Below are 12,446 nucleotides of genomic sequence, written 5' to 3'. Positions count from 1 at the left end.
AAATTAGAGATTGGATTTAAGACATGGCACAACAAATAGCGACGTTCGGCGGTGGGTGTTTTTGGTGTATTGAAGCTGCATTTAACGCCATCAAAGGGGTTGAAAGTGCAATTTCAGGATACTGTGGCGGCAGTGAACAAACGGCTAATTATAAAGCGGTTTGTTCAGGCTTAACTGAACATGCCGAGGTTGTGCAAGTGACTTTTGATGATACGCAGACCAGCTTTCAAGCCTTGCTGACTTTCTTTTTTAGTTTGCATGATCCAACACAATTAAATCGCCAAGGCAATGACGTTGGTCGTCAGTATAGGTCGGTGATTTTTTATCATGATGACAAGCAAAAGCGTTTAGCAGAGCAAGCTATCAGTGAATTTGAACTTGGTGATGTGTTTTTTGATCCTATCGTTACTGAATTGGCCGCCATTCAACCTTTTTATCCAGCTGAAGATTATCATCAGCATTATTTTGTTGGCCATCAACAAGAGCCGTATTGTGCTTTGGTGATTGCGCCAAAATTAAGCAAATTTAGACAACGCTACGAATACGCCCTAAAAAGCTAGTTTGTTAACCCCATTATAATTGAGAAACAAATCAACATGAGAATGCGTCGACAGCTCGGTAAAGACACTAAAGCCGCAGCCCTACATATATTAACTCGTAATGAAAAACTGGCTCACGAGATCAAACAAAAAGCTGACAAAGGTGAAGACTTTGGTAATTTAGCCCGTCGTTACTCTAATTGCCCCACCGCGAAAAAAGGTGGTCACCTTGGCGAGTTTAGTCGGGGCGTAATGGTTAAGCCGTTTGAAAAAGCGGTTTTTGAAGCTGAGTTACTCAAACCCGTAGGCCCTATTAAAACCAAATTTGGCTATCACATTATTAAAGTTTTATATCGTAGTTAAGGGTAGGTGAGTACAAATATGTATCAACTCTCACATTTTGACCGACAAGCATTTTTAACCGAATATTGGCAAAAGAAACCCGTATTGTTGAAAGGTTTGTTTACTGATTTTCAAGATCCCATTGAGCCTGACGAGTTAGCAGGGTTGGCAGCAGAGCAAGAAATCGAATCACGCGTTATCGCGCGGCAGATAACGGAAAAAAGCGAAAGCTGGCACGTTGAACATGGGCCATTTGAAGATTACAGCGAATTTGGTGAGCAGGGCTGGACCTTACTTGTTCAAGCTGTTGATCATTGGTGGCAAGAAGGCGCTGATTTAGTTGATGCGTTTCGCTTTATACCTAATTGGCGAATTGATGATTTAATGGTGAGTTTTTCCACGCCAAATGGTGGAGTAGGGCCACATTTAGATCAGTATGACGTGTTTATTATTCAGGGAATGGGCAAACGCCACTGGCGAGTGGGAGAGCGTCAGACTGTGCAAGACAAAATCCCTCACCCTGATCTATTGCAAGTGGAAGGATTTGAAGCTTGTATTGATCAAATACTCGAACCTGGTGATGTATTATATATTCCACCTGGGTGTCCACATGAAGGTTACGCCATCGAGAATGCGCTTAATTACTCGGTTGGTTTTCGCGCGCCCAATCAACAAGACTTTATTTCATCATTTGCCGATTTTGCATTAGCCGAAGAATGTTTTAAACAACGTTATGCTGATCCAAACTTGATTGCCGTTGATGAGAAAAACCGAGGTCAAGTGAGTTCAGCGGATAAAGCTGCGATCAAACAACTGATGCAAGCCTGTATTGAAGATGATGAAAAGTTCAATTTATGGTTAGGTGAGTACCTCAGTACGGCAAAACATGATTTGGATATTCATCAACCTGAACCGCATTATCAAATTGATGACATACAAAGTATGTTGGATATGGATGAACAATGGCGAAAACTAGGGGGATTAAGAACACTGGTAGTTGCCGATAGTTTATATGTCAATGGTGAAAAGCTCAATATTGATGGGGTTTCTCAGGATTTAATACAACTGATTACGGGTCAAAATCTATACTCATCCGACCAGTTAAAAAAGTTCCAAACCAAGCGAGAAAATCTCGATCTTTTAACTAGACTGGTCAATCAAGGTTTTTTATACACTTTGAATGACTAATGACGCGGATTGAACATTCTAGCTGGCAGCAAATAGCCAAAGTAATTAAAGACATTCGTAGTACGGTATTCGTTTACGAATGGCGGATACCCAGAGCGGTTGAATTTGATGAGGTAGACTCGGTATCGGACCACGTCGTACTGTACGATGACGAGTTACCCGTTGCCACCGGACGATTATGCCCTGACGGTTATTTAAGCCGAGTAGCGGTGATAGCTTCTCGCCGTAAAACCAACGCGGCGGATGAGGTATTTAAAGCGTTAGCGGAAATAGCTCAGCGTAAAAACTTTGATGTTTTGACTATTTGTGCCGATATTGCCCATGTTGAGAGCTGCCGCAAAGGTGGTTTTCAATGTAGCGGCCGTGTTTTTATGGAAGCGGGCGTACCCAGACAAAAACTATCTTGTCCGGTTAACCGTTTTCAACCCGTGAGTTGGGATTGGTTGCATTAGTGATTATTGAAACGATTTATTCAGCGTAACGAAATTGATAAGCCAGAGGTTGTTTCATATCTTCGCTGAAGGTCATTCAACGACTATTTGTGGAAAAATAGCTTTCAAAAAACAAATTTTTTGTAGAACATTTATGCTTGTGAGCCTGCAAACCTAACCCTGTAGGCGAGCATTTATGCTTACTGAGCCTGCAAACCTAACCCAAAAGAGCAAGACTAAAGTCTCGCCTACAAGCCTGAAAACCTAACCCTGTAGGCGAGCATTTATGCTTGCTGAGCCTGCAAACCTAACCCAAAAGAGCAAGACTAAAGTCTCGCCTACAAGCCTGAAAACCTAACCCTGTAGGCGAGCATTTATGCTTGCTGAGCCTGTAAACCTAACCCTAAAGAGCAAGACTAAAGTCTCGCCTACAAGCCTGCAAACCTAACCCTGTAGGCGAGCATTTATGCTTGCTGAGCCTGCAAACCTAACCCAAAAGAGCAAGACTAAAGTCTCGCCTACAAGCCTGCAAACCGAACCCTGTAGATGAGCATTTATGCTAGTGAGTATGCTAGCAAAACACCCAAAGCAAGACTACCAAAAGTAGGGGCTTGGAAGCCAAATCTCGTCTTGCAACAACTTTTATATGTTGTCACTGATAGATGGCTAGTTGCTCGCGGTTTCAGACACTGAATAGTTCCTTTTAACTTGATCTAGTCTTCCCGCTCAGACATTGAAGTGCAAAATCTGAGCGAGCGGGGGCGGTGTAGGTTACTTATCAGCTAAACGGATAGATTGCTTATCTAACAAGATCTGGCGGTTTTTGTATAAACTGCCGATCGCCATTTTAAATTCACGTTTGCTGCAACCAAATACTTTTTTAATCAACTCTGGCGAACTCTTATCTGAAATAGCCATATAGCCCTTGTTATCCTTGAGAATGGCTAAAATCTTTTCAGCTAGTGGACCTAATGACTCAAAGCCGTGTTTATTAAAGCTTAAGTCAACTCGGCCATCTTCACGAACGCGTTTAACATAGGCCTTTAGTTTTTGGCCAAGACGTAGATTTTTGTCTTTTGCATCAGAGTAAAAGATCATACCCCAGCAGAAGTTATTCACGACACATTTGTAACCTAAATCCGTTTTTTCACCGACCAATAAATCAACTTCTTGGTTGGCTTTTAAACTTGCACCAGAGTCTGTCAGGTATTTATTGACTTTGGCGGTGGCGGTAATGCGTTGGTCAACCTTGTCTAGGTACAAGTACACAAGATAGCGTTGGCCTGGCTCCATGCGTTTTTTTTGCTCGCTATAAGGCACCATTAAGTCTTTGGCTAAACCCCAATTCAAAAAGGCGCCTATTTTGTTTACATCAACACACTCTAAATAGGCACACTCTTTGAGCTTAGCGAGAGGCTTTTGTGTTGTCGCCACTACACGGTCTTCTGAATCTAGGTAAAGAAAAACTTCAATTTCATCGTCAATTTGCAGATCTTTCGGTACATAGCGATTGGGAAGCAATATGTCGCCTTCATCTCCACCATCCAAAAAGAATCCAAATTCGACTTGGCGAATTGCTTTTAGCGTATTAAAAACACCTATCTTTGCCATGAAAAACCTACCTAGTTTGTTAAGAGGCGCTATTGTACCTAATTGGCAAAAAAAGGCTTGTTTAAATTAACCGCTAGCGTCGACTCGCTTGTAGATCCCTAAACCAATACCCACTGTCTTTTATTGTACGTTTTTGGTTAGCGTAATCGACATGAACAATACCAAAACGTTTTTTATAGCCCTCGTGCCATTCAAAGTTATCTAAAAATGACCAAGCAAAATAACCCGCACAGTTGCTTCCTTGATCAATCGCTTTAGAGAGTGATTGCATATATCTTTGATAAAAATCCACTCGTTTGGTGTCGTGAACTCGACCACGACTGAGCACGTCATTAAATGCCGCGCCATTCTCAGTAATATATACTTTGGGGTTGTTGTACTCGTCCTTTAGTAACATCAAAATTTCATATAATGAATCTGGGTATATCTCCCAGCCCATGGCGGTGTATTGCTTGCCGTTTTCTTCATATTCTTGTTCGGGGGCATGTACGGTATAACTCGGCATGAAATTGTGGCCTAAAAACCAAGGTGAGTAAGAGACAATATCGCGTGAATAGTTATTTACGCCAATAAAGTCGATAGGGGCATGAATATCGGCTAACTCTTGTGGGCTATAGTTAGGCATAAACATCCAAGCACGGTCTAAATGTTCTTGTGGGTAATACCCTTTAAGAATGGGATCAAGCAGCATACGCCGCATGGTTAAATCGGCAAAGTGAACGGCATCTTTATCGGTTTGCGCTGACGATAAGGGATAGATTGGGCGTAAATCTAAGGTAACCCCGACTTGAGATGTGGGATGCGCGGCTTTTAATAAGCGGGCAGATAAGCCATGCGAGCGCATTTGGTTATGCATAGCTTGATAATGCGCCCAAATGTTATAGCGGCCTGGGGCATGAATGCCAAGAAATTGCCCCGCTACACAATTGACAAAAATTTCGTTAAATGTGATCCAATTAGGGATAAGCTCGCCCAGTTCGCGTTGTACGACCTCAACGTATTCTAAAAACCAATTTACGCATTCAGGATTAGCCCAGCCAGTTTGCTCTTGTAATGCTTGAGGTAAATCCCAATGGTATAAGGTAACAAATGGCGTGATGTTGTGTTGGTGCAGTTGCTCAAGTAAGCGCTTATAAAAGTCTAACCCGCGCTGGTTAATCTGGCCTGTGCCATTAGGTAATATTCTAGGCCAACTTATACTAAATCGATAAGCATCAAAACCAAGGTATTTTAGCAAGGCAACGTCGTCATCGACTAAGTGGTAATGGTTGCAGGCGATATCTGCCGTTTCAGCACTTTTTATTTTACCCGCCGTATGAACAAATCTATCCCAAATGGATTCGCCTTTGCCTTCATCTTGCCAAGCGCCTTCTATTTGGTAGGCTGAGGTTGCAGTGCCAACAATAAAGTCATTAGGTAAATGTGGAAATTTAGCTTTTGATTGGGAATAGAGTTTGCCAGTATGCACGGTAGGTATTCACCTTTTTTGCTACTTTTTCTGTTAAGACTATGATTTATATCTAGTTGCGGTAAAGTTTGTATGAATCTTTGATTGCAGTTTAGTGACGTCTTATAAATTTAAAAAAAGGGGAGTGAATGCATTCTAAAAAGCTTGACGCGGCATTGACGGCAATTTTGTTTCAGCAGTATGGTGAATACCAAGAGTTAAATCTAATTAAGCAACTGCAGCAAGCACCTTATTTTATGTTTACCGATTTGGAGTTTAATGACAGCTTGCAGTTATTTCAGGTGCACTTTGCTATTTACAACACACTTTATCGCTTAGCGGATATTTGGTATGCAGATAAACGTTGTCAACTTTTGATTGAACTTAATCGAATTCATATTCAGCCTTTTGCTAGGCAACCCGTAGCAAACGAGCAAAAAAATGCTGGGCCGCTGGCGCAGCAAGACCCACTGCGTAGTTACTACTTAGATTGGCAAAATTTTTGTCAAACCAACCGGCAAGATGTCGAAGCCATGTTAACGACATTCTGGCAAAAATTTTCAGCCTACCTTATCGAACCAACTGAACTACATGCGGCTTATCAGACGTTGAATTGCTCAAATGGCTGTGATGTGGTTGTAGCTCGTGAACAATACAAACGTTTATCCCTGAAATATCATCCGGATAAAGGCGGTGACAATCAAAAATTTCAGCAAATTAATTGGGCTTGGGGGCTAATTAAGCAGGCCAAACATAAATAGCGTTTTGTGTAGCTGTTACAATTTTTAAACACTTGTTTGAAATTTGCTGTGGATCAAATAAAAAATATGCGAGAATCAACTAAAAGGGTACGACAAAATAGTTGTTCCTTATGTTGAAGCTGACACGCTTTGAACTAAAATTCTAATAACACCAACAAGTTATGATTGATAAGCAAAAATAAAATTATTGTTGGACTCTTCAAGCATTAAATAACATAGGCGAGAAACACAGTGGAAAAAACTTGGCTAAATAGTTATCCGCAAGGTATTCCTGCAACAATCGACCCTGAGCATTACAATTCTTTGCTCGATATTATTGAGCAATCAAGCGAGGAATACGGAGATAGGTTGGCATTTACCAATATGGGTAAAGGTCTTTCTTTTAACGAGATTGAAGAGTTAAGTAAACAGTTTGCCAGTTATCTGCAAAACCATTTGGGTTTAGGTGTTGGCGATAAAGTCGCACTTATGATGCCTAATTGTTTGCAATATCCTATCGCCTTATTTGGTACTTTGCGCGCTGGTTGTTGCGTTGTTAATGTTAATCCGTTGTATACAGCCCGAGAGTTAAAACATCAAATGAACGACTCTGGGGCAACGACGATTGTTATTATTGAAAACTTTGCCCATACCCTAGAAAAAGTGATTGCAGAAACGCCGGTTAAGAATATCGTATTAACTGGTTTGGGCGATATGCTGGGGTTACTAAAAGGAACTTTAGTTAACGCGGTTGTTAAGCACATAAAAAAAATGGTGCCAGCATACAAGCTAAGTCGGCCAGAGCCCTTTAAACGCGCTTTAGCGATCGGTTCTAGTCTTAATTATCAACGGCCTAACGTACAAGGTAGTGATTTAGCATTTTTACAATACACTGGCGGCACAACAGGGGTTGCCAAAGGCGCCATGTTAACCCATCGCAATATGGTGGCTAATTTAGAACAAGTGTCTGCGTGGCTTAAGCCGGGTATCGAGTTCGGCAAGGAAACCATAGTAACCGCCTTACCGCTGTATCATATATTTGCTTTAACTGCGAATGCATTGGCATTTTATAAGTTCGGCGGCACTAACTTATTGATCACTAACCCACGCGATATGCCAAACTTTGTTAAAGAGCTGGCTAAAAATGAAGCCACTGTCATGACAGGGGTGAATACCTTGTTTAACGGTTTACTTAATACTCCAGGTTTTGCCGATTTGGACTTTAGTCGATTCAAATTTTCGTTAGGCGGGGGCATGGCAGTGCAAAGAGCGGTTGCGGATCGCTGGCAATCGGTAACGGGTTCTCCCTTACTTGAAGCCTATGGTTTAACTGAATGTTGTCCTGCGGTCACTATTAATCCAGCACAAGCAGATGGCGAATACAATGGCAGTATAGGTTTACCTATTCCTTCAACCGACTGTCGTATTGTCGGTGAAGATGGCAGCGAGGTTGCGGTAGGTGAATCGGGTGAATTGCAAGTTCGCGGCCCGCAAGTCATGGCCGGTTATTATAATCGCCCTGAAGCCACCCAAGAAGTGATGGACGGCGAATGGTTTGCAACTGGCGACATGGCGGCAGTAGACGAGCAGGGTTACTTTAGGATTGTTGATCGTAAAAAAGACATGATCCTAGTGTCTGGTTTTAATGTTTATCCTAATGAAATTGAGTCAGTTATCGCTATGATGGAGCAAGTGCTCGAAGTGGCTGCAATAGGTGAACCTAACGATAAATGCGGTGAAATTGTTAAGGTTTATATAGTTAAAAAAGATAACAGCCTCACGAAAGAAGCCGTTATCGCCCACTGCCGAGAAAACTTAACGGCTTATAAAGTGCCTAAATCGGTCGAGTTTAGAACTGAATTGCCTAAAACCAATGTCGGTAAAATACTGCGTCGTGAACTTCGTGAAGAAAACAACAAGGCGTTGGCGTCTGCTTAGCGCCATTCATCTACACTCGCCCCCCAAGCCTTGTAGGCGAGCATTTATGCTTGCAAACTGATACTAACAGCCACGGTTTTGTTTACCGTGGTCTGTTCCAGACCTCCACAGCATTTCTTACATCCATGTAAGTGGGGCTTCATTCTTCAGCCCAACCAGAAATCGTTAACTTAATGGCATTAGTATTTATGCTTGCGGAGACAGCAGCAAACTGAATTTAAATTCATTATGTTATTTTGAGGGGTAAACTTTAATTAACAGATTTATTAGCGCTTTTGCTGAACTGAACTAGTTTTAGAAGTGCGAGGAAAAAAAATTATAAAGCAGGGTATTCATAGCTAAATTAAACCTATGGAGAACCAAACTGTGAAACAATCAATTCAAACTTTGCTGTTAATGTTACAGCTAGTCATCACAATGCCTATCTCAGCACAGTTGTTCATCGACTCTGATGCTGGAGGTAGCTTTATTGCTGACAGAGATTACCCTGTTATTGACTCGTCATCAGCGAGTGATTTATACAGCTTACAGCACCATCAGGGCAGTTTTGTATTACCGGTAACATATAATGTCGATCAACAACAAAAAAATACCGAAAAATTGGAATCTAAATTCCAGTTGAGTATTAAAACAGCCTTGTTGGATAATCCTTTTGAATTTAATGGCAACGCAGAAAATAATCGTGTTTATTTTGCCTATACACAAACCCATTTTTGGCAAAGTTACAATGACTCTGCATCAACGCCTGTTCGAGAAACTCATTATCAACCCGAAGTGATCTGGCGTTTTAGTCCGTCTAACTTTTCATTGTTGGGAATACCTATTAGTCACTTAGAGCTGGGTTTAAACCATAAGTCTACGGGCGAACAACCTCCGTATTCACGCAATTGGAATCGTTTTATTGTTAATTTAATTTCGCATCGTGCTGGCTGGCAATACAATTTTAAAACTTGGTATAGTCAGCCACAAAAGCACAAAACTATTAGTTACGATGATAACTATGGGCGGGCTGAATTTGGTATAAAGCATTTTGCAGCCAATAGAACCATTGGCCTGCAAGCATCTAATGCATTAACCGGCGATTATAAAGGATTGCTGACCATTGAATATTCACAGAAATTATTCAATCAAATAGCACTCTATGTTGAATATAAAAGTGGTTATGGTGAATCTATGGTTGATTATGCTACTAAGGTCAATCAGATCGGCATTGGCTTTAGTGTTGTGGATTGGCTTTAACCAAAAATAGCTACACATTGCCTTGATAGCGCGATTAATTCACCATTGGTCGCACATATCTTGGCTTCTGTGTGAGCGTAACCTTCATCCGCTTGCAGGGTTTCTACTTGATAGTTTAACCAATCTAACGGTAAGTCAGTTAAGTCGCTGTGAGTGAATTCAATATTCCAAGTCATGGTACTTGCGGGGATGGGGCCTTTAAACATTTGTAAAACAGCAGGTGGCCAAGCGTCAATTAACGCCAAAACATGACAAGTTGTGATCTGTTCAGGTTTTTGTTTAAAGCGCATCCACCCTTTGTAATGGCTCTGGCTACCACCTAAAAAAGGCAAACCGCCTTCATCTATTGCTAAATCGACATGGCGCAAAAACTTTGGTGTAACCATGGGTATTTGCGGAATAAACTTGCCTTTTTCTGGCGGTGCTTTTTTCAAATCTAACTCAGATTTCATCGTCAGCTTAGAGGCTTTAGTTTTGCCAAACGTCGCAATACAGGACACACAGACTCTGTCACCTTGTATTATTTCACAACGCATTGAGGTTGTATTTTTTCCTTGTGCTAGCAGAGTGTCTACTATGCTAAAGCTTTGCTCTGCGAGTAATGGCGCGGTGAAATGAATATTTATTGTTCTTAGTTGTCGTGTTTCGTCTTTAATTTTCTGAAACATGGCTTTTAATAATAAGCTAGCACTTAAACCGCCAAATACTGTTCTGCCTTGTGTCCAATTATTGGGCACGATAATGGTCGATGGGTCATTTACCACTTGTTCAAATAGCGTATCTATGTGCATAGCGTTAATGTTTTTTAAAATTAAAAATAAAGTCTAACTGGTCAAACCAGATAAGTACATATCTAAATAGTTGGCGATAAGAAAGCCGCAAACTGTAATTATTTTAACTTTAATTTTACTAAGCTCGGTTAGGTTTATAACTTGTTTGTATTTGTTGTCTATTGTGTACTACTTGACGGAATGTCAATAAAAATGGGACGTAGGGTTAATTTTAGTCGCTTTGTTTTATGACAAATAAGCGTGAGATATTGGCTATAACTTAAAACTGTTACTTTTATGTAACAAATCGCGGAGGCGACGTTCTACCTATACAAATTCAATACTAAGTGGAAAAGTCGTGTTGTAATTGTAATCTTTGTGACGCGTAACTGTAACTTATTTGTCATCTGTCTCCTGTAATTTTTGCGCCGTCTAAAAATCAATAATTATTTATGTCCGCTTGGGAGACAACAATGGAAATTAAAAACTTATTCAAAGTTTCTGCACTTGCTGCAGCAATGACACTAGTTGGTTGTGGTGGTGATATCAATATTACCCCTACTGTAAATAACAATGGCAACGGTGATGTTGCTACTGGCGATAAAGATAGTACAACTAATCCTTGTGCTTCATATGGTTCTAAACAAGGTACTTTTGACGGTTTAGACTGTTTATATAACGCAAGCTTTGCAAGTAAGAATATTTCTATTACAGAAAACTTAACATTTGAAGAATTAGCTGGCGGTGGTGTTCACTCTTTCGCTGGTGCTTTACTTTTTGGTGCTGATGGTAACACAACTCAAGGTTTCACTATCCCAACAGACGGTCCAACAATGACTGTTAAGCCAGGTGCTACATTAGCATTCCAAAGTGGTGAAGCGATTATTCGTATTGCACGTGGTGCAAAAATCGAAGCTATTGGTACATTTGATAAGCCAATCACTTTTACTTCTGCTAACGCTTTCCCTCGTTTAGACGTAGTTGGTGATGGTCCGCAGTTTGCTGACTGGGGTGGTATTATCATTAATGGTAATGGTGTGACAGACCAATGTACAGACCAAGAGCGTGACCACGTTCCTCATACATGTAATGCTGAATCAGAAGCTGTTACAAGTTACTACGGCGGTACAGATAACACAGATTCAAGCGGTAACATTAAGTACGCTAAAATCTGGTATGCAGGTTCAGGCCCTAAAACTGGCGGTGCAGGTGACGATTTGAACTCACTAACTTTGAATGCAGTTGGTTCAGGTTCATTATTTGATTTCATCCACATTCACCAAGGTTACGATGATGGTATCGAGTTCTTCGGTGGTGCGGCTAACATTAAACATATCGCAGTAACTGACACGCAAGATGACGCTATCGATGTTGATGCTGGTTGGCAAGGTAATGGCCAGTTCATCTTTGTTAAGCACGGTACTGTAAAAACAGTTAAAGAAACCGTAATTCTTCAAGAAGCTGATAAAAGTGCCAAAGGTGAAGACACTAATGGTGACGGCAAAATTGATGATAAAGATGACAAAGTTCCATTGACTTTAGCCAAAGGTACACCTTTATTCATGGGTAACAATGGTTTTGAAACTGACGGTATTAAAGGTAGTACATCAGCTCAAGCTCCTCGTTCTAACCCAACGTTTGCTAACGTAACTGTTATTACTACAGATGGTAAATCTGTTCGTGACGTATCTTCTTCACAAGCATATAAGTTTGACGATTACATCCGCTCTCAATACTACAATGTATTAATGGTTAAAGCTGACGGTACTAATGGTACTGACTGTATCGAATTTAAAGGCGACGGTGCTAAGCCTCACTCAACTGATGTTGACGCTGATGCAGCTGCTTTAGGTGCGCCAGAAGCTGATAAGCTTAACTTCACTACTTCTGTTATGGCTTGTGTAAATGAATTCAAATCTTCAGATGCATTACCAGGTGGCGAAGCTAAAACTGATTGGTTTAGCAATGGTGGTTCAAACGAATCTGTAGGCGGTAACGCTGACGTATTGGCAAACGCATTTGCAACTAAGACTGCATCAACTGACATTACTATTACAGCAACTGACCCAAGCACAATTAATACTTTCTTCGAAGCTGCTACATACATTGGTGCGGTTTCAGATCAAGACACTTCTTCTGAATGGTACAAGTGGGTTGAAATGGCTGTTAACGCAGCAGAGCAAGACTAACTTGCCGTTTGA

General features: G+C 41.0%; 11 protein-coding genes. 8 read left to right on the top strand and 3 right to left on the bottom strand.

Annotated elements, in window-relative coordinates:
* Positions 1–23: 23 nt before the first annotated feature.
* Genes msrA through C2869_RS16485 form a run of 4 tightly spaced genes read left to right on the top strand, consistent with a single transcriptional unit; the run spans position 24 to position 2,521 of the window.
* The gene (gene msrA, locus C2869_RS16500) at positions 24–560 is read left to right on the top strand and encodes a peptide-methionine (S)-S-oxide reductase MsrA (RefSeq protein WP_108603991.1); all 537 of its coding nucleotides are present in this window, start codon (positions 24–26) and stop codon (positions 558–560) included.
* Positions 561–596: 36 nt separating this feature from the next.
* Positions 597–902 (top strand): peptidylprolyl isomerase, encoded by a 306-nt coding sequence (locus C2869_RS16495; RefSeq protein ID WP_329604275.1) that lies wholly within the window; start codon positions 597–599, stop codon positions 900–902.
* An 18-nt stretch (positions 903–920) separates the two neighbouring features.
* Entirely contained in the window at positions 921–2,069 is a 1,149-nt protein-coding gene (locus tag C2869_RS16490; protein ID WP_108603989.1) for a cupin domain-containing protein, read from the top strand.
* A complete protein-coding gene (locus C2869_RS16485; RefSeq protein ID WP_108603988.1) occupies positions 2,069–2,521 on the top strand; it encodes a GNAT family N-acetyltransferase in 453 nt (150 codons plus the stop codon). The genes C2869_RS16490 and C2869_RS16485 overlap by 1 nt, the downstream gene beginning before the upstream one ends.
* A 750-nt stretch (positions 2,522–3,271) precedes the next feature.
* Here the strand turns inward: C2869_RS16485 and C2869_RS16480 are convergent.
* Complete coding sequence (locus C2869_RS16480) at positions 3,272–4,111, bottom strand: CvfB family protein (RefSeq protein ID WP_108603987.1); 840 nt, start codon at positions 4,109–4,111, stop codon at positions 3,272–3,274.
* Between the two features lie 73 nt (positions 4,112–4,184).
* Positions 4,185–5,579 (bottom strand): GH1 family beta-glucosidase, encoded by a 1,395-nt coding sequence (locus C2869_RS16475; protein WP_159084202.1) that lies wholly within the window; start codon positions 5,577–5,579, stop codon positions 4,185–4,187.
* Positions 5,580–5,707: 128 nt separating this feature from the next.
* Here C2869_RS16475 and C2869_RS16470 point away from each other — a divergent pair, with 128 nt between their 5' ends.
* The 3 genes from C2869_RS16470 to C2869_RS16460 all read left to right on the top strand — a co-directional run bounded on the left by C2869_RS16470 (position 5,708) and on the right by C2869_RS16460 (position 9,475).
* Positions 5,708–6,319, top strand: a complete 612-nt coding sequence (locus tag C2869_RS16470) for a DNA-J related domain-containing protein (RefSeq protein ID WP_108603985.1) — start codon at positions 5,708–5,710, stop codon at positions 6,317–6,319.
* A gap of 231 nt (positions 6,320–6,550) precedes the next feature.
* Positions 6,551–8,236: an AMP-binding protein gene (locus C2869_RS16465; RefSeq protein ID WP_108603984.1), complete on the top strand. Its 1,686-nt coding sequence runs from the start codon at positions 6,551–6,553 to the stop codon at positions 8,234–8,236.
* A gap of 366 nt (positions 8,237–8,602) precedes the next feature.
* Positions 8,603–9,475, top strand: a complete 873-nt coding sequence (locus tag C2869_RS16460) for a phospholipase A (RefSeq protein ID WP_159084201.1) — start codon at positions 8,603–8,605, stop codon at positions 9,473–9,475.
* On the opposite strand, the gene C2869_RS16455 is transcribed toward C2869_RS16460, so the two are convergent.
* On the bottom strand, positions 9,472–10,266 hold the full coding sequence (locus C2869_RS16455) for an acyl-CoA thioesterase (RefSeq protein WP_108603982.1): 795 nt from the start codon (positions 10,264–10,266) through the stop codon (positions 9,472–9,474). The genes C2869_RS16460 and C2869_RS16455 overlap by 4 nt on opposite strands.
* 452 nt (positions 10,267–10,718) lie before the next feature.
* On the opposite strand from C2869_RS16455, the gene C2869_RS16450 reads away from it, so the two are divergent.
* Complete coding sequence (locus C2869_RS16450; RefSeq protein ID WP_108603981.1) at positions 10,719–12,434, top strand: hypothetical protein; 1,716 nt, start codon at positions 10,719–10,721, stop codon at positions 12,432–12,434.
* The last annotated feature ends 12 nt before the right edge of the window (positions 12,435–12,446 follow it).

The sequence above is a fragment of the Saccharobesus litoralis genome (assembly GCF_003063625.1).
GTDB lineage: Bacteria > Pseudomonadota > Gammaproteobacteria > Enterobacterales > Alteromonadaceae > Saccharobesus > Saccharobesus litoralis.
The sequence above is the reverse complement of the archived record's forward strand: the minus strand, read 5'-3'. Positions and strand labels throughout refer to the sequence as shown.

Bases quoted from the DNA above. Each gene is read 5' to 3' on its own strand.
- C2869_RS16455 (WP_108603982.1), bottom strand. From the start codon at position 10,266: ATGCACATAGATACGCTATTTGAACAAGTGGTAAATGACCCATCGACC.
- C2869_RS16485 (WP_108603988.1), top strand. From the start codon at position 2,069: ATGACGCGGATTGAACATTCTAGCTGGCAGCAAATAGCCAAAGTAATT.
- msrA (WP_108603991.1), top strand. From the start codon at position 24: ATGGCACAACAAATAGCGACGTTCGGCGGTGGGTGTTTTTGGTGTATT.
- C2869_RS16495 (WP_329604275.1), top strand. From the start codon at position 597: ATGAGAATGCGTCGACAGCTCGGTAAAGACACTAAAGCCGCAGCCCTA.
- C2869_RS16490 (WP_108603989.1), top strand. From the start codon at position 921: ATGTATCAACTCTCACATTTTGACCGACAAGCATTTTTAACCGAATAT.
- C2869_RS16480 (WP_108603987.1), bottom strand. From the start codon at position 4,111: ATGGCAAAGATAGGTGTTTTTAATACGCTAAAAGCAATTCGCCAAGTC.
- C2869_RS16450 (WP_108603981.1), top strand. From the start codon at position 10,719: ATGGAAATTAAAAACTTATTCAAAGTTTCTGCACTTGCTGCAGCAATG.
- C2869_RS16470 (WP_108603985.1), top strand. From the start codon at position 5,708: ATGCATTCTAAAAAGCTTGACGCGGCATTGACGGCAATTTTGTTTCAG.